Origin of the sequence: Pseudomonas sp. H3(2019) (genome assembly GCF_007713465.1) — a bacterium.
GTDB lineage: Bacteria > Pseudomonadota > Gammaproteobacteria > Pseudomonadales > Pseudomonadaceae > Aquipseudomonas.
The window spans coordinates 1-23820 of sequence record NZ_VMSG01000029.1 but is presented as its reverse complement, the minus strand read 5'-3'; the positions used below and the strand labels follow the sequence as shown (position 1 = coordinate 23820).

The 23820-nt window shown below is 56.1% G+C and carries 23 protein-coding genes and 3 pseudogenes; 8 read left to right on the top strand and 18 right to left on the bottom strand.

Features of this window, described 5'->3' with window-relative positions; translation table 11 throughout:
* Window positions 1–15: 15 nt before the first annotated feature.
* Window positions 16–624 carry a hypothetical protein gene (locus FPT12_RS23780; protein WP_145020819.1) on the bottom strand — a complete coding sequence of 203 codons (609 nt, stop codon included), beginning with the start codon at window positions 622–624 and terminating at the stop codon, window positions 16–18.
* Complete coding sequence (sseB, locus tag FPT12_RS23775; protein ID WP_145020816.1) at window positions 621–1421, bottom strand: enhanced serine sensitivity protein SseB; 801 nt, start codon at window positions 1419–1421, stop codon at window positions 621–623. The genes FPT12_RS23780 and sseB overlap by 4 nt, the downstream gene beginning before the upstream one ends.
* A gap of 1249 nt (window positions 1422–2670) precedes the next feature.
* Here sseB and FPT12_RS23765 point away from each other — a divergent pair.
* Window positions 2671–3009, top strand: coding sequence for a hypothetical protein (locus FPT12_RS23765; protein ID WP_218570731.1), 339 nt, complete (start codon window positions 2671–2673; stop codon window positions 3007–3009).
* A gap of 66 nt (window positions 3010–3075) precedes the next feature.
* On the opposite strand, the gene FPT12_RS23760 is transcribed toward FPT12_RS23765, so the two are convergent.
* From FPT12_RS23760 to FPT12_RS23750, 3 genes are all read right to left on the bottom strand, one after another.
* Window positions 3076–3543, bottom strand: coding sequence for a hypothetical protein (locus FPT12_RS23760; protein ID WP_145020810.1), 468 nt, complete (start codon window positions 3541–3543; stop codon window positions 3076–3078).
* 493 nt (window positions 3544–4036) lie between these two features.
* The gene (locus FPT12_RS23755; RefSeq protein ID WP_145020807.1) at window positions 4037–4741 is read right to left on the bottom strand and encodes a type 1 glutamine amidotransferase domain-containing protein; all 705 of its coding nucleotides are present in this window, start codon (window positions 4739–4741) and stop codon (window positions 4037–4039) included.
* A gap of 222 nt (window positions 4742–4963) precedes the next feature.
* Window positions 4964–5806, bottom strand: a complete 843-nt coding sequence (locus FPT12_RS23750) for a type 1 glutamine amidotransferase domain-containing protein (protein WP_145020804.1) — start codon at window positions 5804–5806, stop codon at window positions 4964–4966.
* Between the two features lie 116 nt (window positions 5807–5922).
* Here FPT12_RS23750 and FPT12_RS23745 point away from each other — a divergent pair.
* Window positions 5923–6827: pseudogene (locus FPT12_RS23745) on the top strand (LysR substrate-binding domain-containing protein).
* Between the two features lie 384 nt (window positions 6828–7211).
* On the opposite strand, the gene FPT12_RS23740 reads toward FPT12_RS23745, so the two are convergent.
* The 4 genes from FPT12_RS23740 to FPT12_RS23725 form a co-directional block, all read right to left on the bottom strand.
* Complete coding sequence (locus FPT12_RS23740; protein ID WP_145020952.1) at window positions 7212–8354, bottom strand: DegT/DnrJ/EryC1/StrS aminotransferase family protein; 1143 nt, start codon at window positions 8352–8354, stop codon at window positions 7212–7214.
* A 250-nt stretch (window positions 8355–8604) separates the two neighbouring features.
* The gene (gene glyA, locus FPT12_RS23735; RefSeq protein ID WP_145020801.1) at window positions 8605–9870 is read right to left on the bottom strand and encodes a serine hydroxymethyltransferase; all 1266 of its coding nucleotides are present in this window, start codon (window positions 9868–9870) and stop codon (window positions 8605–8607) included.
* Between the two features lie 194 nt (window positions 9871–10064).
* Complete coding sequence (locus tag FPT12_RS23730; protein ID WP_145020798.1) at window positions 10065–10883, bottom strand: YggS family pyridoxal phosphate-dependent enzyme; 819 nt, start codon at window positions 10881–10883, stop codon at window positions 10065–10067.
* Window positions 10883–11503, bottom strand: coding sequence for a benzoate/H(+) symporter BenE family transporter (locus tag FPT12_RS23725; RefSeq protein WP_145020795.1), 621 nt, complete (start codon window positions 11501–11503; stop codon window positions 10883–10885). Before FPT12_RS23725 ends, FPT12_RS23730 begins: the two co-directional genes overlap by 1 nt.
* A gap of 386 nt (window positions 11504–11889) precedes the next feature.
* On the opposite strand from FPT12_RS23725, the gene FPT12_RS23720 reads away from it, so the two are divergent.
* Window positions 11890–13389, top strand: a complete 1500-nt coding sequence (locus FPT12_RS23720; RefSeq protein ID WP_145020792.1) for a PLP-dependent aminotransferase family protein — start codon at window positions 11890–11892, stop codon at window positions 13387–13389.
* 52 nt (window positions 13390–13441) lie between these two features.
* Here the strand turns inward: FPT12_RS23720 and FPT12_RS23715 are convergent.
* The 4 genes and pseudogenes from FPT12_RS23715 to FPT12_RS23700 all read right to left on the bottom strand — a co-directional run.
* Window positions 13442–13660: pseudogene (locus tag FPT12_RS23715) on the bottom strand (serine hydroxymethyltransferase); the annotation flags it as partial.
* Between the two features lie 99 nt (window positions 13661–13759).
* On the bottom strand, window positions 13760–14416 hold the full coding sequence (locus tag FPT12_RS23710; protein ID WP_145020788.1) for a hypothetical protein: 657 nt from the start codon (window positions 14414–14416) through the stop codon (window positions 13760–13762).
* Between the two features lie 129 nt (window positions 14417–14545).
* Complete coding sequence (locus tag FPT12_RS23705; RefSeq protein ID WP_178098875.1) at window positions 14546–14923, bottom strand: cytochrome c; 378 nt, start codon at window positions 14921–14923, stop codon at window positions 14546–14548.
* Window positions 14924–15219: 296 nt separating this feature from the next.
* A complete protein-coding gene (locus FPT12_RS23700) occupies window positions 15220–16224 on the bottom strand; it encodes an NAD(P)-dependent alcohol dehydrogenase (protein WP_145020783.1) in 1005 nt (334 codons plus the stop codon).
* Between the two features lie 170 nt (window positions 16225–16394).
* Between FPT12_RS23700 and FPT12_RS23695 the strand changes: the two genes are divergently transcribed.
* Window positions 16395–17273, top strand: coding sequence for a LysR family transcriptional regulator (locus FPT12_RS23695; RefSeq protein ID WP_145020780.1), 879 nt, complete (start codon window positions 16395–16397; stop codon window positions 17271–17273).
* 184 nt (window positions 17274–17457) lie between these two features.
* On the opposite strand, the gene FPT12_RS23685 is transcribed toward FPT12_RS23695, so the two are convergent.
* Window positions 17458–18357: a LysR family transcriptional regulator gene (locus tag FPT12_RS23685; RefSeq protein WP_145020777.1), complete on the bottom strand. Its 900-nt coding sequence runs from the start codon at window positions 18355–18357 to the stop codon at window positions 17458–17460.
* Window positions 18358–18496: 139 nt separating this feature from the next.
* On the opposite strand from FPT12_RS23685, the gene FPT12_RS23680 reads away from it, so the two are divergent.
* From FPT12_RS23680 to FPT12_RS23665, 4 genes and pseudogenes are all read left to right on the top strand, one after another.
* Window positions 18497–19111 carry an FMN-dependent NADH-azoreductase gene (locus tag FPT12_RS23680; protein WP_145020773.1) on the top strand — a complete coding sequence of 205 codons (615 nt, stop codon included), beginning with the start codon at window positions 18497–18499 and terminating at the stop codon, window positions 19109–19111.
* Window positions 19112–19222: 111 nt separating this feature from the next.
* Window positions 19223–19413, top strand: a pseudogene (locus FPT12_RS23675) (agmatine deiminase family protein); the annotation flags it as partial.
* Between the two features lie 358 nt (window positions 19414–19771).
* Window positions 19772–20608 (top strand): AraC family transcriptional regulator, encoded by an 837-nt coding sequence (locus FPT12_RS23670; protein ID WP_145020770.1) that lies wholly within the window; start codon window positions 19772–19774, stop codon window positions 20606–20608.
* 108 nt (window positions 20609–20716) lie between these two features.
* The gene (locus FPT12_RS23665) at window positions 20717–21313 is read left to right on the top strand and encodes a LysE family translocator (RefSeq protein WP_145020767.1); all 597 of its coding nucleotides are present in this window, start codon (window positions 20717–20719) and stop codon (window positions 21311–21313) included.
* A 287-nt stretch (window positions 21314–21600) separates the two neighbouring features.
* On the opposite strand, the gene FPT12_RS23660 is transcribed toward FPT12_RS23665, so the two are convergent.
* From FPT12_RS23660 to FPT12_RS23645, 4 genes are all read right to left on the bottom strand, one after another.
* Window positions 21601–22014 carry a hypothetical protein gene (locus tag FPT12_RS23660; RefSeq protein ID WP_145020763.1) on the bottom strand — a complete coding sequence of 138 codons (414 nt, stop codon included), beginning with the start codon at window positions 22012–22014 and terminating at the stop codon, window positions 21601–21603.
* A gap of 99 nt (window positions 22015–22113) precedes the next feature.
* Entirely contained in the window at window positions 22114–22542 is a 429-nt protein-coding gene (locus FPT12_RS23655; protein ID WP_145020760.1) for a hypothetical protein, read from the bottom strand.
* Window positions 22543–22734: 192 nt separating this feature from the next.
* On the bottom strand, window positions 22735–23082 hold the full coding sequence (locus FPT12_RS23650; RefSeq protein WP_103316053.1) for a hypothetical protein: 348 nt from the start codon (window positions 23080–23082) through the stop codon (window positions 22735–22737).
* Between the two features lie 80 nt (window positions 23083–23162).
* The gene (locus FPT12_RS23645; protein WP_145020758.1) at window positions 23163–23624 is read right to left on the bottom strand and encodes a hypothetical protein; all 462 of its coding nucleotides are present in this window, start codon (window positions 23622–23624) and stop codon (window positions 23163–23165) included.
* Between the last annotated feature and the right edge of the window lie 196 nt (window positions 23625–23820).

Here is a 23820-nt window from a genome sequence, read left to right as displayed (position 1 = left end):
CTCCTTGGCGTCGGCTCAGCACAACCTCTCGCGCACAGCCCTCAACACCGCTTCGATGTGCCAGGTTTCGACGCCGATGGCGACTGCTTCGCCGGCATCAAGCACTAACTCGATTTGGGTGGTTATGCCTTGTTCGAGAAGCAGTCGCTGCGCGTCTTCAAGAAGCCTGCGTTTACCTGTGAGCCAAAGTCGTTGTTTGCCCGTCAGCAACGCAAGGGTTTGCGGATAGGTGCACTGCAGTTTTCGACGCAAATTGACCAGCGCCGGTTTGTCGCCTCGGTCAATTGCCGGGGTCAGTACATACTGGTTGCCCGACACTGCCTCCAGATCGTATTTGTCTTGCAGATACTCATCGACACTCATGCAACTGACGACCGTCTCACGCTCGCCCGTCATGACGTTGATCAAGTGCGCGTTAACACCGACGTAGCAGAACTCCGCCATGCCGTGGACGACGTAATCCTCACTGTTACTGCGAATAACCCAGTAATCACCGTTGGCGGAAAGCTCACATGACTGAATGACAAAACGCTCAGGTTTGCCATCTCTCATGACGCCGTCAAACAGGCTAAGCACGATTTCGCAGGCCTGCTCGGCGGTTAGCACGGCGTTGATCTCTGTCACGCGTTGCCAAAGCCGAACAATGAACGCAGCCAGCCTGCCGACTTCCGTTCATAGAAGGGTGCGGTTTGCTTGAGGAAGTAATCGCTAAGGCCTGATTCCCCTTCGTGAACGCGATAGAGGTCAACGGGTTCGCCATCCGGAGCGGTATCCCCGGCAACGTTACCGGCTTCGCGCATGACCAGTTCAATATCTCCGTCCGCTTCAATACCAATGATCAGATGAGGCTTTTGATCAGACGATGCGTCATGCATCAACGCCAGAAATGCACGTTTTACGTTGCGATGTTTGGCGAGTAATTGTGTGAGCGAGTTGACCATCTGCGACGGATATTGCGACGGCTGTCCGAGCAGCACTTTGGTGTCTTTTTCGACCGTGCGCTGCACCGGCTTTTGGCCGACCTCGTCGGAGAGCAGATGGCGCACTTCCTCCGGGAAAAACTCTTTCCCGTAAGGAGACTTTGGATTGAGGAAAAGAGGGGTGCCCAGTGTGATTTCAAACAGCGATCTGGCCGGGATCTCTACGTAGGACTCTTCGCTATCTATGGATCTTTGTAGTGTTTGCAACGAAGAAAAAAACGGGATGACAGCGGAGCCGTCAGGCTTTTGCCAATGCGCGATGCTGATGTTGCTACCAGCCTCGAGGTTGACTTGACCTTCGCCAGTGCCGGCAGTGCCAAGGACGTAGATAGTGGAATTCAACAGAGTCTTGAAAAAGTCAGGTCGATGGGCCGGTTCATCCGCCGCCAGCCTGAGTGATTTTTCGAGGGTGTTTTCTTGCTTGGTATCCATGATGTCCATCGGCAGTTCCATCAAAACAGACAAAAAGTGAGCGGCAAAGAGCGCGCAGTTTTTCACGCGACGGTGAAAACAGGAAGAACAGCAGGCTAATAAATCTGGAGCATACGGAGAGCCACCCTAAACGGTTTTCCAAGGATAGTTCCTCCATATCAGTGGTGGATGAAGAGCCAAATGCGGTTCGCCTCCAAGGGCAGCTTCTGGCCGATCTCTGCCTGTCGGGAGGGCCGTAATCGACCCAGAGCGGATGCCCAGACATTCAAACCAAACGAGTAGATAATCGACTGCTATTCCAGCCATTTCCAGTGCGTATGAACAACGAATCTTCCCAACGCGAATCTACCGGCAGTACAGCATATAACCTGCGCAGGCCCACGGTGCCCGGCCCCTGTCCGTTGATGGCTATCATCAAACGGTAGAACTGTGCGGTCGCGTCGCCTGCGGCTGGCTGTTCCGCTACAGGATCATTTGCAGCTTGGACATCCCAGCGCATGACCAAGAGTCATTCGCTGGCGCTGTAGGTTGCTTGGTTGCTGACGACGGAGAGATACGTGATCTCTCAGGTCCGATGTTCATGGACATGCTTCACATGCTGGCATAGCTCGCGGGACCACTTTTGGCCGATTACTGCCACTCACGACAGGCAGAAATCGACCTAATGCTGACACCAGGCGATGGCAGCTCTTGACCACTGGCCGTGATAAGGCAACCAACGTAACCTTTCAGGCTTACCGAACGACCGAGGTGAGCAACAAATGAAGGAACAGCTTTGCCTAGTATTCATACCGGCGCTTTCGGCAGTTTTGCAGAACGCCGAAACGAACAAAGGCTCTTCACTTACAGAGTCCGAGGCACTCAAGATCCGTGATTCAGCGACGTGTGTTGCAGTCCCATTCGACGTCGCCCTAGATATGGAGCGCGAACGTGGTTTCCGAGATTTAGTTGCCGAGGACTGCTGGAATGAATGGCAGCGAACACGACTCTCATTGAAAAAATGATCCATCTGCATCGCACTAATACCCAGTCATAAAAGTAGCCTATAGCTGCGCAGTGATTCCGAAATGAGGGACAGCTTCTGGCCGATTGTTGTCTGTCGTGAAAGGCCGAAATGCCGTACGTCCGGCTAACACACGTTGCGTAGTCGAAAGGATGCCAGGCCGGTATTCTTCATCCCTATCACGGCTACCGGCTCTGAGGGCGCACTTTGGCAATATCCATCTATTACACTGCTCAGCGAAAAGCACCGCTCAGCTTGAACGAGATAACCGTCGTCGAGGAGATTGTCCATCGCCACTGCGTAGACGATCAAATCGAACGATTTCTTTCCCTCGGCTCCGGCCTAAACTGGGAATCATTCGATTTTTCAACAAACCTGGAGCCGAGCCGTTTTCTAAAGAAGGGCCTCGTGTTTTCGGGCTCTACCAAGCTCCCAGATAACCAAGAAGACGCATCATGGGTTGGCGTACAGCATTGGTGTAAATGTTTATCGGAAATTCGTATCGCGGTGTCTGGTTGTGAATGGAATGTTGAGGTCGAAGACCATGAAATGCAGTGGGACGCGGCAGTCAATGCTTATGACCCAACGCGATAAGAAAGGAGTGTTCGGCTACGACGATATGGCATTCAAGTAGTGTCCGGCCAGCACACCTTATTGGCATCATCCTGGGCAGCTCAACTGTTCAGGGTGAAGCTCAATGGAAAAGAGTGTGCTGTTCCTGGCCAGGTAGTAATGCTCCTGGTGAAACTTGAACCTGCGCATCATCGCCAGCAACTGCGGTTCCTTGCAGGCCAGTTGCTCCAGACCACGGCGCATTCTCGCCTCCATGCTGGCCTTGCGTTCCTCGGAGAGGCTGCTCGCTGCTAAGTCGATCCTGTAGCGGTAGAAGATCGTGTCACCGTACGTCAAACCGACGTACTCAAGGGTGGTAATTGCATCCAGTTGCTTTGGCAGGGTCGCGTCCAACTGGGCGAGGCGCTCGACCAGCAGCGCCTGTTGGGCCACCTTCTCCTGCTCGGCTTTGAGCGCGAAATAGCGTCCAATCCAAGCAATCAGTACCACCGCAGCGATACCCAGATAGAAATTACGCGGGTTGCGCAGCTTCTTCGGCGCCAGCTTCATCAACATCTTGAATGACTCGTCCTGAGCATGAAAAAGCCCCTAGCGGGGCTAGGAGCTACGGGTGAAAACGGCATAGCCTGACACAATACCCCCGGGGGAGCACTCGGCCAATCCGGGGTGGTTATCAGGGCGAGCACTGCGTGAGCTGTCTGCCCAGGCCTGAACTGACTTCGACGCGCCGCGGCTCCGAATCGAGAAGCCAGGAAAAATCTCTAGCCAACCTTCAATTGCCCGGTATGTTGCCGTTCAGCGCTCAGGGTGGTCACTGGCCCACTATCGCCCTCAATGCTGGAGTTCGAAATGGGCGCCTGGTGGGACACGGTATCAATCTTGTGCTCAGTGCCGAGGTCCCATGACACCCGTGTAACTGCGCCAGAGCTCTGGCTCGTGAGACGTTTATGTCGCCGCGAATGCGTAACTTTGTGTCACTGCGGCCAGCATCAGAGCACTTGCCAATGCAATGCATTTCATCGCGTTCTCCTTAAAAATGCGCGCGGCTTCAGCGTGGCTGAACGAGCAGCAGATCGCGTAGCGCTTCACCCACTCCGGTGGCGGATTGAGGGTTTTGTCCCGTGACGAGCCGACCATCGACCACCACCTTGGCAGTCCAGTTTGCTGCGCCGTGATGATGTGCACCACGCGCACTCAGGGTGCTGGCCAGCAAGAAAGGCACGATGTTGTCGAGCTTGACCGCACGTTCTTCGTCGTCGGTAAACGCACTGAGGTTTTTGCCGGCAACCAGGTAGCTGCCATCGCTGAGCGTCACGTTTACCAGTGCCGCGGGACCGTGACAGACTGCGGCCACTGCACCGCCGGCTTCGAAGAGGTCGCGGGTCATGCTTTGCACGGCAGGGCTAGTCGGGAAATCCCACATCGCACCGTGGCCGCCGGTAAAGAAGATAGCGGCGTACTTCGACGCATCCAGGGCGTCCAGGCGTTGTGTGTTGGCAATGGCGGCGCGAAAGCGGCTGTCGTTCCAGTAGCGTGCGTTGGTGACATCATTCAGGTCGAGACCATCGACCGGAGGTTCGCCGCCCTGGATCGAGGCGAACTCGATTGTAAAGCCGGCCGCTTCGAGTACGGCAAGCGGGTGGGTGACTTCGCCGAGGTAAAAGCCAGTCGGCTCGCCACCATCGCCTTTGCTGGCGTGACTGGTGAGGACCATCAATAGTGGTTTGTGTTGGTTTGCGGATGAGGGCGTCATGATTTTTTCTCTAGAGTTCAAGCTGAAGGAGCAATGCCGGCGGTAGTGCCCACTGGCACAGTCGGGGAATTCGCTGGAGCGGCTGAGCCGCAAATGTTGTCGTTAGAAAGTCGCTTTGCCGACTGACGCACCGGTAATAAGGAAAGTGCGAGGTTTCATTACAGTGCTCCAAATACCCGTTAAAAAACCGGAGTCGGGGGAGGGCGCAGTGCTGCAGTCGTGTTATTTCAATCGATCGAGCAGTGCCTTGCCGACCTCAATGGCCGAGGCTGGATTCTGGCCAGTGATCAACTCACGATCGATGACCACATTAGGCGTCCAATTGGAAGTGTTGCTGCGGTACACCCCACCGGCTTGTTCCAGCGCGGTTTGCGGGTAGAACTTCATGACACCACCGTTGAGCAGACCTTTGGCTTCCTCCTCTTCCTTATTGCTGATAACGGTCATCTTGTAGCCCGCATAAATCCAGTCGGCGCTGCCCCTCACCGGTTTCGCACTCTGGAGTTGGCGGGTGAATTTTTCGGCGTCAGGCAAGGTCGACAGCAGGGCGATCGGGCCGTGGCAGACGAGTGCGGTGGTCTTGTCTTGTCCATGGAAATTCGCCAGCAAGCGACCCAGCGGACGGCTGTGGAGCAGATCCTGCATGGGGGCGTGGCCGCCGGGAATGTAGACCGCATCAAAGTGCGCATAACCGATCTGCTCTACCCGAGAAAGGCTGATGACCGGTGACTGTTCCGGCAGGGTCAGTTTCAGTTGATCAAGCAAGTTCTTATAGGTCTGAAGCGCTGCCTCATCGTTGTTGAAGTACATTTTATCGATGGAGGTTTTGTCCACTGTCGGCGCGTTGCCGTTCGGGGTGGCAAAGGTGACGTTATGGCCAGCGTCGAGCAGCATCTTTACCGGTTGCAAAAGCTCGTTCAGGTAGAAGCCGGTAGCAAAGACCTTGCCGTCCTTCAAATCGAGTTTCGCCGAATCGGAAAGCACCACAAGCACGTTGTCAGCGCTGGCTGCCAGGCTAGTGCTGGCGAGGGCTATGGCCAATGCAATACGGGGCAGTTTTTTCATGTCGTGTCCAGAATTTATCGGGCGAACGGTTGCCGCCCCTGCCTGGATACTCTATTGATGTATGATATGGCGATAAACTACCGAAAATGGAATTCATTTGGACCCGTGAGGCAATAATGTCGCGTAGATTTGACCATCTTGGGGATGTGGAAGCCTTTATTCGCGTGGTGGAGCAGGGCACTGTCAGTGCTGCTGCCATCGCCTGGCGACCACGCCTTCGGTGCTCAGCCGGGCGTTGACGAGGCTCGAGTCGCGCCTTGGCGTGCAATTGTTGCGACGTACTACCCGAAGGCTCAGCCTGACAGACGCCGGCAAGTTGTACCTGGAACAAACCCGTTTGGCCTTTTCACAGATTGAAGAGGCGGAGCGCAATATTTGCGGCCAGGAAGGCGAGTTGAGCGGGCGCGTTCGGATGAGCGTCCCAACGACTTACGGGCATCATCGTCTGCCACCGCTGCTCAGTGAGTTTGCCCGGCAATACCCGGCTGTGCGGGTGGAACTGAGCATCACCAACCGCAATGTCGACCTGGTCGCCGAAGGCTACGATCTGGCGATTCGTCTGGGGCAGTTGCCGGACAGTGGTCTGGTGGGCCGCAAACTGGAAGATGCGCGGCTTTGCCTCGTCGCGTCTCCCCAATACCTGGCTCGCGCCGGCATCCCTACGACGCTTGAGATGTTAGGCGAGCACGTTTGTCTGCCATTCATCATGCCCAGCAGCGGCAAGGTCGGATCGTGGTTGTTCTGTCTTGACGGGAAAAATATCGAATGGCTACCGCAAGCCAATGTGGAGGTTTCGGACGATGTCCTGGGGATCGTTTCGCTGGCGGAAAGCGGTCTGGGCATCTGCCAGACCTATGATTTCATCGTCCGGGACAAAATTCAGCGCGGGCAATTGGTGGAAATACTTGCGCAATTGAGTGGGCGCAGTCGGCCATTCTCGATTATTTACCCGCCTCACCGGCAATTGTCAGCCGCATCCCGGGCGCTGATCAAGTTCATCCTGGACAACACCCAAGCCTGAGTCGGGGCTATTCATACACTGCAATAGCGGGGTGGCGCATGAAGTCCCATGTTTCTGATCGAGATCAATTATGACGGTTTAGTGAGCCGCCGAAGTCTGAATTGCCCCTGATTTTCTAGACTCATTCGAACATCCGTATATGGACTCCTCCTCATTGCAAGCCTCCTTATTTCTCACTGTTGTCGAGGCGGGTGATGTCTATTCCTGAAATAGGTTTACACCTGTTTCAGGACTAGACATGCGTCGAGGCAGGTGACAGAGAAATAAATTTGTCCCCTTTTCATTTGCGCTGCCTTTTCGCGTAGGCCGGTGGAATGGTGCGTAAGCGCGCTTCTCCCAGCAACGCGTTGGCATCGCCCACACAAAAAACTGGCTTGCTGCCGCTCAGCAAGGTTGCAGTACTGCTTTCACTGCTTCCACCGAGCGTTCGACGTCCCTTGTTGTCATGGCATTGAACATCGGCAGCGAAACGATCAGACGGCCAACCCGTTCTGCAATCGGGAACATACCTTCCTTGAAGCCGCGCGCGCGGTACAAGCTCAATAAGTGGATCGAGGGGTAGTGACAGCCGATGCCGACACCGTGCTCTTGCATCTGCTCCATAAACGTGGCCCGGGCCGGTTTACCGTCCTGACGCTCTGGCAGCACTAGCTGAAACATGTGCCAGTTGCTGTTATCGAAATCGGCGACCGGTAGTTGAGCACCGTATTTCGCTTCGAAATCACTGCCAAGGCACTCGAAGTAGTATTTAGCCAACTCTCGACGATGGGCAGTGATCGCCTCGATATGCGCGAACTGGCCCAGGCCGATGGTCGCGGCAATGTCGGTCATATTGTATTTGCCGCCCAGGACATCCACATCCAAACCATCGAAGCCGATGCGAGTGACGCCCTGCAACCGGTGTTTCTCGGCAAGACGTGCCTCTTCGAGATTATTCAGCACCAAGCAACCGCCTTCGGATGAGGTGATGTTCTTGTTGGCTTGGAAGCTGAAGGACACAAAATCACCAAAAGCCCCGATGCGCTCACCTTTCCAGGACGAGCCCAGCGCTTGTGCAGCATCCTCCACCACCCGCAGGTTGTGTTTTTTTGCCAGCGCGTACAAACGATCCATATCCAGCGGCAGACCCGACAGATAGACCGGAATGATCGCCTTGGTCCGTGGTGTGATTGCCGCTTCGACTTGAGCTAGATCGATATTGCGAGTGACTGGATCAACGTCGACAAACACAGGGGTCGCACCCACTTCAATGATCACGTTGGCCGTTGCAACCCACGAGATCGGAGTGGTGATGACTTCGTCACCAGCACCGATACCCGCGATGCGCAAGGCGATCTCCATGGTGCAGGTTCCGGAATTGAACGTCCGTACCGGACGTCCGCCGAAATAGTCCGAGAGCTGCGCTTCGAATAACTGGACCTTGGGCCCACTGGTAATCCAGCCGGAGCGCAAGACGTCACCGACGGCTGCGATCGTGGCTTCGTCGATAGAGGGTTTGGTAAACGGCAGGAAGTCTGGAGAGTTCATGATGGTCGTGAAGCCCTTATATATTTGTTGGAGTAATCGACAGCCGGTGAATAAGGAGTTGGCGGGAACACGTAGACGCTTTCGATCGCAGCCACGTAGCCGAAGCACTGCAATGTCGGCCATCATCATCCCGCTAGAGACTCGACAGATTGGTATCGGGTGCGCCCGGTCGTCCAGGCGCTTTGCCGCGCGCCTGGTTTTTCACCCAACGATGACTTCAGCCTGGCGGCGACAGCTCGGGGTAAAAGAATCAACGATAGACAGGATGACGGCGGCAGAGCGCCACCACCTGTTCGCGCACGTGGTGCCCGACCGTCTCGCTGTGGCCGTTTTCCAGGGCCTCCAGTACGTCGCACAACCAGCCCGCCAGTTGTTCGCATTCGAACACGCCGAAACCTCGGGTGGTGATGGCTGGGGTACCGATGCGCAACCCAGAGGTCACGAACGGTGAGCGCGGGTCGTTGGGCACCGAGTTTTTGTTGGCGGTGATGTAGGCGTTGCTCAGGGCCGCATCAGCTTCCTTGCCGGTGTAAGGCCTGTCGGACAGGTCAATCAGCATCATGTGGTTATCGGTGCCACCGGAGACGATCTTGTAACCCCGCCGTTGCAGCACGGCCGCCATGGCCCGGGCGTTGATCACCACTTGCGTCTGATAGGTTTTGAACTCGGGCGCCAGTGCTTCCTTGAAGGCGATGGCCTTGGCGGCGATCTGGTGCATCAGTGGCCCGCCCTGGACACCCGGGAATACCGCAGAGTCGAGCTTTTTGTAGAACGCTTCGTCTTGCCCCTTGGACAAAATCAAGCCACCCCGTGGGCCTCGCAGGGTCTTGTGAGTGGTGCTTGTAACCACGTGGGCGTGCGGCAATGGGTCCGGGTATTCGCCGGCAGCGACCAGACCTGCGACGTGGGCCATGTCGACCCAGAAAATAGCCCCGACCTTGTCGGCAATGGCCCGCATGCGCGCCCAGTCTTTGTACCGGGAGTAGGCAGAAAAACCACCGATCAGCATCTTCGGGCGAGTTTCCAGGGCGATGCGTTCCATCTCGTCGTAGTCGAGAAAGCCCGTCTTTGGGTCAAGGCCATAAGGAACGATCTTGTAATGACGGCCCGAGAAGTTTGAAGGGTTACCGTGGGTCAGGTGGCCACCTTGGGCCAGGTTCATGCCCATCACTGTGTCACCAGGATTGATCAATGCGAGGAATACCGCGGCGTTCGCCTGGGCACCTGCATGCGGCTGCACGTTGGCGTAGTCGCAGTTGAACAGGGTCTTTACCCGCTCGACGGCCAGGCGCTCGGCCACATCGACATACTCGCAGCCGCTGTAGTAGCGCTTGCCTGGGTAGCCTTCGGCGTATTTGTTGGTGAGCACGGTGCTCTGGATTTTCATGACCAGAGGGCTGGCGTAGTTTTCGGAAGCGATCAGTTCGACGTGGTCTTCCTGACGATGTTCTTCGTTATGAATCGCCTCACACAGCTCGGCGTCGAATGCTTTAAGGGTCAGCGTTGAGTCGTACATGATGAAGGGGTCCTTGGTTGAGAACGTAAGCCGGTTTATGGCAAGAGCCGAGAGACACGCGCTGCGATGTCGTCGATCTGCAAGTCCTCACAGATCAACGGCGGCGGCAGTCGGAGGGTGGTGCCGGGTGCAGAGGACATCGCATGGCTTCCTGTAAAGGGTGAATCAAGATGTTAGGGTGTTGTCAGCGGCGACTAATCGTCACTTCCCGGACGGACATCCGCGGTCGGCCAGTAATAAGCGTCCGGCATGGCTCGTGCGCCGAAGATGGCCTGACCGACACGCACCACGGTCGCTCCCTCTTCAATGGCGACTTCGAAATCGCCGGACATGCCCATGGACAGTTCCTCTAGCCCGACGCCCGCCGGGGCGTGCTGGCGCAGGCGCTCGCGCAGTTCACGCAGCCGTACAAAGCAGGGGCGGACACGGGCCACGTCGGCCGAAAACAGCGCCAGCGTCATCAGCCCGCGGACCCGTAACGCCGAGAACGCCGGCAGGGCGTACAAGAAGTCCGCGACGGCTTCGGGCGCCAGGCCGTATTTGCTGACTTCGCCGGAGGTATTGACCTGGACGAACACATCCAGTTGGCGCCCCTCGATTTGCAGGCGACGATCCAGAGCCTCGGCCACTCGCAGGCTGTCCAACGCCTGAAATTCACTGGCAAAACGCGCCACCTGCTTGGCCTTGTTGGTTTGCAGGTGGCCGATGACCGACCATTGCAGGTCGGCCAGGTCGGTCATGGCCTGCCATTTGCGCTGCGCTTCCTGCACCTTGTTCTCTCCCAGCAGCCGGCAGCCGGCGGCGTAGGCCAGACGCAGATGAGCTTCGTCAAAGGTTTTGCTGACCGGCAGCAGGCGCACACTCGCCGGATCACGTCCGACCCGCTGACAGGCGTTGGCGATACGCTGCTGCACGGCTGCCAGGTTGCGACGAAAGTCCTCGACGCTGTTGGCCTGTGGGTAACGGCCATGACGCTCGTGCAGGGTGGCGGTTTCTTCCAGTTGATCGAACATCAGTGGGTGGCTCCTTTGGCCGTCACAACATCGTCGGCCGCCGGAATGACCACCGCCTCGCGACGCGGCAAGCGGCCATTGAGTAAGGCGTAGGCCGCCAGACCGATCAGCAACCCCCAGAACGCCCCACCGATTCCCAGCAAGGTGATGTTCGCGGCGGACGCCAGAAAGGTGATCAGCGAGGCTTCGCGGGATTTGACGTCAGCCATGGCGCTGGCCAGGCTGGCGCCGATAGTGCCGAGCAGGGCTAGCCCGGCCAGCGTCGTAATGAAGGTGGCCGGGAGGGCCATGAACACTGCGGCGAGGGTCACGCCGAAAATCCCGACGAGGATGTAGAACACGCCCGCGGCAACCCCGGCGATCCAACGCTTGGACGGATCCTCCGTAATGATTGGCTCACGGCTCACCCAGCTGAGAAACAGCCCGGTAATACCCACGCCAATCGACACCGACCATACCCACGATGCCGTCAGCTCGGGGCTGAGCCCGGCGACTTTGGCGGCCTGAAAGACCAGGATGAACGTGCCGCCATAGTTGACGATGACTGAAATCAGCCCGGCGACAATCGGATGTATAAGGTCGCCTAGACGTAGGGCCGTCGGGGATGCTGAAGAAGACATGATGGCTTTGCTCCTTGCAAAACGAGGTGTTTGGCCTCGGGTGAGGGGGGATTTATAACGCTGAAATGGCATGTTTTGCCCCTGCACTTTTTCGTGGAGGACCAGACCACTTACCGGACCGTCTGCTGTGACTGAAGCGATCCCTGCTTCAGCCATGCGCTCGGACAAAACCCTTCATGAAGTCGGTCAATGCCTCGACTGCCTCCAGCGTGACCGCGTTGTAGAGGCTGGCTCGCATCCAGCCGACCGAGATAGCTGAGTAACCCCTGTGCAAAATCGCTCGCAACGCGCGTGCTCACCACGCACAAAGGCGGTGGTGAGGAGTGAATTCTACGGATAGACTGGCCTGCCTTTGCAGGCCAATTTATTGAAGTAAGGCAGACCACATGGCGAAAGCGTTCGAGCTGGAAACGCTGAAAATGCGCCTCAACGATGCTGAGTTTCAGTTGCTGGATCTGCATCAACGGATTCAGCGCGCACTGCGTGAGCTGATCCTCGATGGCGCTCTTGACCCCGGTTTGAAGCTGCCTGCGACTCGGGTGTTGGCCAAGTCACTCGGGATTGCCCGTGACACCGTGGAGAACGCCTATGTGCAACTGCACCGGGACGGTTTTATCGTGCGGCGCGGGGGGGCCGGCAGTTATGTCTGCGAAACGGTGGGCACCGAATTGCGAGGCGCGGCACGCCGCCGCATCAAGGCGCAAGAGGTCAAAAGCAGCCAGGCGGTACCGGGGGCGGGCTTGAGCCAGCGCGGGCGGATGATCTTCGACAGTGGAGGTGTAAACGATCAGCAGGTGATCAAGGCATTTGCGACCGGCCTGCCGGAAACCCGCACTTTCCCCACCGATGTCTGGGAGCGCCTGCAACGCCAGGTCATGAAGGACTATCGCGCCAATGTGCTGTTGCATGGCGACCCGCAAGGAGCCGAGCCGCTGCGCAAAGCGATTGCCACCTACTTGAACCTCGAGCGCGGGGCCAAATGCTCCCCCGACCAGATCATGGTGTTGAGCAGCACTCGCCAGGCCCTTTTTCTGTGTGCGCAGTTGTTGGTGGATGTCGGCAAACCGATCCTGCTGGAAAACCCGGGTTACTATGGCGCGAAGAAGGCCTTTGAAACCGCGGAGACCAAGGTTCTGCCCATCGATGTCGATGAACTGGGCATACGCACCGACCTGCTGTACGCCGACCGCAGCGGCGCTAATTGCGTCTATGTCACGCCGTCTCATCAATACCCCACCGGCGCGACCTTGCCGCTGGAGCGTCGTCTTGAGTTGATCAACTGGGCAGCGCAGAAGGGCAAGTGGGTCATCGAAGATGACTACGACAGCGAGTTTCACTACGACGGGCAGCCGACTGCCTGTGTACAGGGCCTGGACAAGTACCAGCGTACGCTCTACATCGGTACCTTCAGCAAGACCCTCTACCCTGGGTTGCGAATGGGCTACATGGTACTGCCCCACGAGTTGATCAAAGCCTTCACCTACGCGCGCAGCATGATGGACGGCCATACGCCCCAAATCCTGCAACTGACCCTGGCGCGCTTCATGGAGGACGGCCATTACAACGCCCATGTCCGGGCCATGCGCAAGCTGTATGCCGGGCGCCGTTCCGTCATGCTTGACGCAATCGGCAAGCATTTGGACGGCATTGTTACCGCCTTGCGCCCTCCCGGCGGACTACAAATTCCCTGCCTGCTGCACGGTGGCTGGTCTGAGGAAAAAACCATCCGCCAAGCGGCCAGCGCGGGCGTACAGCTTTCCGGCCTGAGCCGGTTGTACGCCGGCGAGGAGAAGAAACAAGGCTGGCTATTGGGTTACTCGTCGTTGACCGCTTATGAAATCGAAGCGGCCATGCTGCGCCTGGCCAATGCACTGAAAACCCGGTAGTGATGACGTGGGCGAACGGTACTGGCGACGGATAGGCGCCATCGGCAACCAGGCCGGCGACATGGGCGATATCGGCCATGAGGAATGCGTCCACCTCGTCTGCAATGGACCGAAACCGGGCGAAGTCCAGTGTGCGCGAGTAGGCCGAAGCGCAGACAATTATCAGCCGGGGCCGCTCTTGTCGGGCTATCCGTTCGACCTGATCCATGTCCACTTGATGGGTGACAGGATGCACCCCATAACTCAGGGCCTGAAACCAGTGCCCGGACATGTTGAACGTGGCGCCGGAAAAAGGGGATTTATTTTTCATTACATCTAGGCTGATGCTAGATAAATAATTCTGTCCTCTTTTCAGTGAGGTACATGACCCTTATTCCCTTGGCGGATAACTATAGTCCCAGCGAAAAAAACCTTGCTCTTGGAAATGAGCGCCGCGAAGTGACTCTTCTTTGCTTTTAAAGTAGTTAGGTGGTGGGCATGTTACGTTGCGCATCAAGTAACCAGGATGCCAATTTTCTATGCCAGGGAGGCTGTTGATCTCTTCATGAAATGGATTGAGTTCAGGAAGTGAAAAATAAATAAATTCACCAATGGATTCCTTCAGCCATTCTTCGGGACTCTGCTTCTCCGAAAGAGGCGTGACGTGTAAGGGGGATTTTGCCAGCTCCACAAAATCTCGAATTTTTGTCATCGACCAACTGCAAAACTCTAAATTTTCTTCCGTGTCATACGCAATGTCACTGAGCCGAACAATTGTGTCTTCTGGTGGAGTGATAAAGGTTTCCGGAAAGTGCTCTGTGTTCTTTTCAATGCAAAAAAGAATATACGATGCCGCTAATGATCCTGGTCCATGGACGACTATCGCCGGATGTTCGCCGGCTCCACCCCCGATAACCAAATTGTCGGGAGAACATGAGAAGTTACGGTCTCCCCATCCTCCTGCTTCAATAAGCTCAAGGGGGTGATATATGGCCAAGCCATTGATGTGTCCGACTAGCTCATGTTTTATCGTGTCAATATAGCTCATATTTTCTGTCTTGAATTATCCAAGGCTAAAGCTATAGGGCGAAGAAAAGTGGGACGAATTTATTTTTCATTACGTCGAGGCTGATAGCAGATAAATAAGTCCGTCCCCTGTTCATTGCTCATCTCAAAATCATCGATTTTTTGAAATTACACCACTCATGTATTGATTCAAATCGCGAAAATCCTTAACGCTCCAAGCGTGTGGCGGAATCTTTACACCATTCTCTCGCAAAGTTCTTGGAATCAAGTCTCCATTTGGACGAAGTATTATCGATGATACAATAACGCCCGGATAATCATTTAGTCTTTTTTTGAAAGCCGATGTTGTAAGATCAGGTGGAGGAGGATTGATTTTATTAGCCAATGGTCCTGTTCCTTTGATATCTATTCCGTGGCACATGACACACCTCTGTAAATAGAGGTTTTTCCCATTGATATTGTCCGCGAAAGATAGTGGTGTTTGAATTAGCGATAGAATTCCTAGCGAAGCGATGAATGATATTTTCATTAACATGTGGGTTTTGTCTCGTCCATGAATGCTAGAGGGCGTCTCTACTGAGCTAGCGTTAGTTTACTGAAGCGGCTTTGCCATAGGCAAGAAGTTCTGGGTACGGTAGCTCTTGGCCGACTCTTGGCCGTCCCAACTGACCGAAACCCACACCCCAAAGCAGCCTTCGAATTGAAAAAGGGCCAGATTTATCTTTCCTTGATATGCGGTCGCGGTTGCGAAAAAGCTCCGACAGGCACGTGCCTGAGCTGGGCTTTTTCAATGCGGCCTTAGTCATGCGGGACCTGCGCCAAGGCTCAATGCGCAATGGCGAGCTTGCCAAAGTGCCGCCCGCCGACACTCAGTTCGGCATATGCCGCGCGAGTGTCGTCGATCCCGAAAACACGGTCGATGACCGGCACGATGCGGTGAGCGGCAACGGCCCGGGCCGCTTCCGCGAGATCAGCCACGGAGCCGGTGTTGTTGCCGACAATGCGTAAAGCCTTGACGATGATCGGCAGCAGATCGATCGAGGATGCTGTACCGCCGACAAAGCCGACCGTGAATACCGTACCGCCTACCGCTGCGGCATTGAGTGAACGCACAATGGTTGCCCCGCCAACTGTCTCCACCACCAGATCGGCGCCGCGCCCTTCGGTCAGTTTCAGCACTTCTTCGTCCCAGGCAGGTGTGGCACGGTAGTTGATCAAGTGATCCGCACCAAGCAGGCGTGCACGCTCCAGTTTTTCATCGGACGACGAGGCCAGGATCACCGTGGCGCCAGACGCCTTGGCGAACTGCAATGCAAAGATGCTGACGCCGCCGGTTCCCAACACCACCACCACCGACCCAGGGCGCAGTTGCGCTGAACGCACAGCGTTCCAGGCCGTCGTTGCAGCAATGGGCAGCGCCGCGCCCTGAACGAAATCCAGGTGGGCCGGCAACGCAACGAGACTGGTGGCCGGTATGACCACGTATTCGGCCAGCGATCCCGGTAGCGTGACACCGCGCATCGCAGCCACATTGCGCGGTGTGATGGCCCCGCTTTGCCAGTTCGGCATGAAATGTGGAATCACCCGATCGCCAATGGCCAGCCCACTGACGCCCTCACCGAGTGCGGCCACTTCGCCCGCTCCATCAGCAACCGGAATCATCGGAAAGCCCGCGCCGGGGAAGTGACCTGTCGCGATGGCTACGTCCACGAAGTTCAGCGTGGCGGCGCGCAGGCGCACCAACACCTCGCCTCGACCGGCCTTCGGCTCGGGCAGTTCGGTCTGGCGAAATGCGGTAAGGACGGGAGCTGTGAGTTCAATGGTTTTCATGGTCTGCTCTCTTGGTGGCGGCAAGCCTGCTGATCCTGTGATGCCTGAATCACAGGGTTTGCCTGAGCGGCGATTGACCGCTCTGCTTGCGAGGAGGGCATCAGTTTTATTTAGAACTGATCGGAGATAAACTGCGATCTGGTTTGTGCATTTAAAACCTGGGGTTTTCAATGGACTTGTTCGACAGCATGAGGGTGTATGTTCTGGTCGTCGAAAAAGGCAGCCTCAGCGCTGCTGCCACGGCTTGCAATATCTCGGCGACGATGGCGGGCAAACACCTGAGGACGCTGGAGAAGCGCCTAGGCATGCGACTGCTTAACCGGACGACCCGGCGCCAGCACCTCACGACCTTCGGCGAGGACTACTACGTCCGCTGCAAGGAAATTCTCAAGATGGTGGCTGAAACCGATGCACAGGCACAAAACCTGCAGTTGGCACCCGCAGGTAAGCTGCGCATCACCGCCCCCATCACCTTCGGCACCGAAGCACTGATACCCGCCTTGTCGGAATACCTTGAGCGATATCCCGACGTCAGCGTCGATGTCGCCTTGTGCGACCGTGTAGTGGATCTGGTAGAGGAGGGATTCGAGGCGGCCATCCGCATTGGCCAACTGCCGGATTCGGCACTGATCGCCCAGTCGCTGGCGCCTTATCGATTGATGATTTGCGCGTCCCCCCAATACCTGGCGCGCAGAGGTACACCGGGCAAACCAGAAGATCTAAGCCAGCATGAGTGCCTGTCTTTCTCTCCTGCGGCCGTGGCGCATTGGCGTTTGGCGGATCAAGATGGCGTATGTCGCGTTCCTGTCTCGGGTCGGTTGCAAGTCAATCACGGGCAGGCACTGCGCGTTGCCGCACTACACGGTCTGGGTATCGTGCTGCAACCCGCGATTCTGTTGGAGGCCGATGTTCGAGCGGGCCATCTCGTCCAACTGTTCCCCACCCACGAACTTCCCAGCCGGACAATGAGCGTGGTCTACCTGCCGGATCGGTATCGCTCACCTAAGTTGCGCAGCTTTGTAGATTTTCTGGTGGAGCGGTTCAACTGATTTGCTTGCGACGGCTGGCCTGTCTTTGAAATACAAAACGCCCGATGCGATGCACCGGGCGTTGGGGCGAAACAGGTGTAAACCTATTTCAGGACTAGACAACTGCACAACCGGTTCGATTAACCGCATCAGCCCTTTGGCCAACGGGATAACCAAACCGCTGACGTTAGTCGTCTTCGTATCATCACATGCACAGACGACGGCTCAGGTCATTCAGAAGCCATCGGCCTGCTTTCCCTAAAGAGCGATTTTGCATGTGCGCTGCGTAGATCGTAAGTGTGTCTGGTGTGCGCTGAAGTTCGGCGGCTAACTCAAGCGGCAGGAGGCGTCCTGAAGCCAGATGATCCGCAATCAGATGCTCTGGCATTCGGCACCAACCGAACCCGGCGAGCAAAAAATCCAGCCGCCGTGCCAAATCTACAAACCGCCACTGGTGACTGCCCGTCACCCCATAGCTAGGGCCGTCGGGAGAAACCGGATCGGAAAGTACCAGTTGCACATAAGGCTTGAGGTCTGCACTTGTTGCCCGACGGCCTAACATAGCCAGGGGATGCCCGCTGGCTACTACTGGCCTCAAGTCGACGCTGAGCAGCGGCAGTGCGGTGATATCGTCGGGCACTATCGGAATCAATGTGCAAAGCGCCAGTGCCGCATTGCCGTTGCGCAATCGGCGCTCTGCGCCGCCTAAACCTTCTGTAGAAAAACTCACTGCCAGATGCGGGAAAGCCTCACGGATAGCGCGCAGGCTTTCGATGAGCGGTGCGCTAGGGACTAAAGGGTCTATGGCGAGAGCCAACTCCGGCTCAACCCCTGCTGCCGTACTTGAGGCCATTGCTTCAAACTGGGCAGCGCTTGCCAGCACTGCGCGCGCTTGAACCACCAGCACTCTACCTACCTCAGTGAGCGTTGGACGATGGCCGCTCCGATCAAACAGCCTCACACCTTGAACTGACTCAAGTGTGGCAATCGATTGGCTAATGGCAGATTGAGCACGCCGCAGGTGACGTCCCGTTGCCGAGAAACTGCCTGTGTCAGCAATGGTTACAAGGATTCGCAACTGATCCAGGCTGAGACTTTCGATCATGACCCATCACTTAAACAGATGGACTCAATCATATTTACATCACTCCTGCGTAGAGATCGCATTGGGTAGAGTGTGTCGCACATCGCCTAGAGCGACAACGCAAAACATACCGCCGCGTCACCGCGCAGGAGTTACTTTCATGTCCAGGCTTCTCTCCATTGAAACCAGCGCACGTGGGGATGCTTCAATCTCCCGGCAGCTCACTCGCCGATTTGTGGCGGCGTGGGAAGCTGCACACCCTAGGGGCGCCATCAAAACACGGGATCTAACGGACACTTCGCTTACGTTCGTGACGGCCCCTTGGTTACAGGCTTACTTCACCTCGGAAACTAAACATTCGCCTGAAATGAAAGCCGTGTTGCAGCTATCCGATGAGCTTGTGGCCGAGTTGCTGGAAACCGATCACGTGGTTATTTCAACGCCGGTTTACAACTATAACGTCCCTGCGGCGCTCAAGGCGTGGGTGGATCACGTGGTACGTAAAGGCCTGACCTTGGGCTTTGATGGTAAAGGGCTGGTGACCGGTAAAAAGGCAACGGTGCTGCTCGCCTCGGGAGGTGTATACACCAGCGACTCCCCGATTAGAGGCCGTGACATTGCGACCCAATATTTGAAGCTGATCCTGAACGTCCTGGGTATCTCTGATGTCACCTTTATCGCGGCTGGCGGCGCTAAAGCTGTAGATCTCGGAGATATCAGCATGCGCGATTTTCTGGATACATTTGATCATCAAATTCAAAAGTCGCTGGTTTAGACAGCATCTCTCCTAGCCCATACGATTCTGCTCGATCGACTTCGCTTGGTTAAACGCGCATCCAGTTATGCGGCAGCGTGAAGAAGGGGGCAGATTTATTTTTCATTCTTGCTGCCGGGAATCAAAGGCAAGGACATCACCGACCCCATGTTGACTTCTACGGCCGCTTCGTCAAGCCGGGAGTGGTGATCGCCAACCTCGACAACGACCCTGAGTCCTATGACCACGCAGTGACGCTTGCCCATTTGGAGATTCTCAAAGATGCCACGGATGCCGATGGCCGCCCGCTGCACGTGCACACCAGCAAAACTTGTAATTCCTGTACATCAACCGCTCCCTGATACCTTCGAGCTCCCCTGTAATTTTCAGGAGCCGGACATTGCTGGATAGCGGCCTTATGGTACTAGATCTTGTGAAGGCCCGAGCAGTTGGTACAGAGTGGGGGAGTTTGGGGCAGAGACATCAATCGACCTCTAACGTCCGATTTTGGCCGATTTGTGCCGGTCACGACTGACGGAAATCGACCCGTTTTCTGCCTTTCAGCATAGGCAGCTATGGCTCAGCATCAACCCGCACAAATCTTCTAAACGTCTTTTTCAAAAGCGCGGTAATTTAGTCGCCCGCACAGTTCAAAGCTGAACCATACATCTGGAGCCTTCCGTGGATAAACGCAACTGGATTGAGCTGTCCCAGGATGCCGATACCGGGATTGAATCGATTCGTGCCCATTTTCAGGGGCATGCCTACGATCCGCACTGGCATGACAGTTTTCTGGTGGGGGTCACCGAACAGGGGGTACAGCAGTTCAATTGCCGACGCGTTCGCCATCTTAGTACGCCGGGCAAGGTATTCATGCTGGAGCCGGGGGAAATCCACGATGGGCATGCGCCGACCGAGGAAGGGTTTACCTATTCCATGCTCTACCTTGATCCGCACTGGCTTGAACGGGAGTTGCATACGTTGTTCGAGCACGCGCCGGCCAACAGTCAGCCGGGCTTTACCGACACCCTGAGCCAGGAACCGGGCCTGGCCACTGCCGTTTATCAAGCCTTCCACGTGCTCCATGAGGGTGACTTGCGCATCGTGCGCCAGAGCGCCATCGATACCTTGTTGGGGTCGCTCACTTGCCACCTTGATTGGCGCAAGCGGCAGGTCTTTGATCCGCGTCTGCCGTTGGTGGCCCAGGTTGCGCGTGACTATCTGCATGCCCATGTCTACGAGGACATCGGGCTGGATGATCTGGCTCAAGCCTGTGATGTTGATCGCTTTCGCCTGACGCGGGCCTTCAAGGCAGCCTTTGGGCTGGCGCCTCATGCTTATCTGATTCAGCTGCGTCTGGCCAAGGCGCGGCAGCTACTGGCGCGGGGCGAGTCGCCGGCGCGGGTGGCCAGTGCTCTCGGGTTCTCCGATCAAAGTCATATGGGGCGCTGGTTCCGCCGTGCCTACCAGCTCACGCCTGCGGACTACCGCAAGCGTTGCTCAAACCTTCCAGACTGAATCCAGCTGACCCGCGACCATGGTCGCCTATCTGATCAAGGAGTCCATGCCATGTCTTTTTCGCTGTTCTTTTCTGCCCCTTCGATGCGTCCTCAGGGAGCCTGAGCCATGGAGTCGTTGTTGCCTTTCCTGCTGTTTGCGTTCGTTGCCTCGATCACCCCGGGGCCGACCAATATTCTGGTGCTGAGCCACAGTTCGCGGTGGGGGCTGGGCGCTACACTGCCGATCATTTTTGGCGCATGCGTGGCGGCGGCGCTGATTGTGTTTGCAGTCGGGTTCGGCGTGGGCGAGACGCTGCTGCGGTTTCCGCGAGTGCAGCAGGCGATGGCCTGGGCCGGGGTGCTCTGGTTGAGTTGGCTGGCCTGGCAGATCTTTCAAAGCGCGCCGCCGTCCTTGGACCAGGCCAGCTCGCGCGACGAGGGTCTCAGCGTGTTCGGTGCCGCCACCCTGCAATTGCTCAACCCCAAAGTCTGGATGATGGCGGTGGCGGTGGCGAGCGTGTTTGCCGGTGGCGGCGACAAGACCATGCGGCTGGTGTTGTTGTCGCTGGTGTTTCTGTTGGTCTCCTTGCCATGCATGATCCTGTGGGCATTGCTCGGCGTGGGTAGTGCTCGGTTTTTTGGTTCGCCACAGGCGTTCAAACGCGTGAACTATGCACTGGCTTTTTTGCTGCTGGTGTCGGCCTGGTTGACCGTGCTGGTGTAGGTCGAACATTGCCTGGGCAGGGCGATTTAATCAGCAGGCAGCCCCCGCCAGACTTAGGGTGGTGAAGAAGGCCTGTATGGAGAAATAGGCGGGCAGAATGCGTTCGTACAGAGACTTCAAGGGGGGGCAGGCCGACTGTAGTCTCGATTGTCCAGTAACGTTCTGGTTCTGACCGTTTAACTTGCTCTAAATTGTTTTTACACAACTTCGGCCGATTGCTGCCTGTCGCGACAGGCAGAAAACGACCCATAGCTGATGTTCAAAATCAAACTATTTTGGCTTAAATATTAGTCGCTCAAATGCTGCGCTCCGGCGCGCTTGTACTGTTCGTTCCACCAGACGACAAGTTCAGCATGTTGTTCACGAGTGATCCACGCCACATTTGTTTTGTCTGTTGGATCGCCCCCACAGACTAACGGCTTCACATGCCACTTGATCTTCCCTGTGAACTGCTCGTCAGGCTCTAGCGAAATCTGCTGGGGCAGCGCAAACGGCGCAACACAGGACGCATCGAGCGGCAGTGTTGGCACCGTAAACATTACTCCGCAAGAGTTGATGACGATAAAGTCGTCCCAACTTCTTAGGCCCAGTAGCGTGTAACCCGGCAGGTAATGGTCAAATCGGTAGGCTTTCATCGCAGCGAAGCTTTCATCCTGCGTGAGGACGATGAGGTAATCGTCGTTTTGCCAACCTTCGTTCATAAAATACTGACTCACTTCCAGGATTCGGTTTGCTATCAGTTGCCCATGGCTGCAAGCCGCCTGTTAGTACATATCATATTGCCCATCACCGCGAGGAGTCTATGTGACCGTAATAGCGAGAACCGCCAAATTTCCCACTATACCGAGAACCACCCACGCAAACGCTACCAGCGCCTTGAATACCTTCCGCGAGGGGCTGAAAACAACGCCAAGCAATGTCCCGATGAGGATGCCTGGAAAGCTGAATAAGTAGAAAAGCCACCCCATGGAGTCTGTGACCCAGAGGTCGAAAAGGAACAAGTACAGCCCCATGGCAGTAGCCATTCCCCCCAGCGATTCTCGTGACGCTTTGCACAGCAGCGCTATGCAAAGCACTGCCGCTTGCGGTAACCAGGAGTATGCAAAGTTATCTAGGAAGAAGGGGCCTTTTCCGGTTGTGTAGACGGCAACGGCAAGGCCCAGCCCGACGCCGATGGCTGCCAGCGGAATACGAGTGAACTGTGGAGGATTATTTTTTATCGATCTCATTCCCTGTGACCTTTTTGAAGCGGGTGGTTCGTTGAAAGTCCGCAGCCTTTTTACAGTGAAATCCCGCCAAATCAAGCGACATTCGAAATGCCAGCTTTCGACCCTAAGGAGACAGTCAGGCTATTGGAAAGGGGACGTTTGAACGCCGGCGCTGTCTGGCACGTAGAGGTCTGGTTCAACTTCGCGCGACCTCTACTTTGACTTCTTCTCACGAACCCATTTCGCGCCAACTCGTTCTCGATGTGCTCGCCAGCCAACTGGAAGATCGGCGATTTCCTTCAATGAAGGGTCAATCCTAACCAGCTGTTCCATACCTGCCACCGCAGCGTTACCTGAACTTGGTGGAATTGACCCGGTCAGGAATTGCCATCCGTGATCTTCGGCGTCGTGTGACACCAAGAGGATTGCTGCCTTTTCATAAAGAACTTGTCTTTGGGTAATGGCCGCCACATTTGGGCTTTGGTCGAATGGCCAGGCCTGCTCTTCGGCAAAGCACGAAAGCGAGGCAATCGCAGCCAAGAGGAGAAGAAGTAGCCTCACAGCGAAATCTCTAACGAACAGCCAAGGGGCGCGCCGAAGGCGCGTCCCAGCGACCAAAGGGAGCGAACTTGAGCGTAGGGTTAGGGCTCCGAGTGCTTGGCATAGATTGCTATGGCCTTTTCGTAGCTGTCAGTGTTGAGGAAATCACTCTCGTATGCGCCCTGAACTTTTGTCCTGCCACCTTCGACCCCAGAGAGTGCAATTGCTACAGCTAGTGAATTGTTGTGGCCGCACTCCTCGACGGGAAAACCACGTAGCAGGATATCCGCGACGTCCTTTAACATTGGAGGTGGTAGCTTCTCAAGGTAGTAAGCAGCAGCAGCGGGCGGTGCGTCGCCTTGATAGTCTTTCTCGTCAATTGCGATCTCCGTCAGTTGGACGAGAAAACGGGTGCAGTTGGCGTGAGATAGAAAGAACGAGTCTGCTACTTGGGACGAGTGCCAGCAAAGAATAAGCAGTTCGCGAAGCATCTCTTCTGATGGGATGCCTTCGTCGATGATGGTTTGCGCCCGAGCTTCCGTCATGTTGTGAAAATCAGTCATGAAGAGCCTTAACGAATGATGAAAGATAGCATTTCAAACTGATCGATTGACCGCTTATGTACCCTCCTCAACCGCGAGAACGTAGCTATCCTCCAGGTAGACATTGGCTAAGCAGACGTCATCGTAGTAATGCATAAGTCACTGAACGAGCCCCATGAAAGACAGGACACCGTTTCCCCCTTACGATAAGGGATAG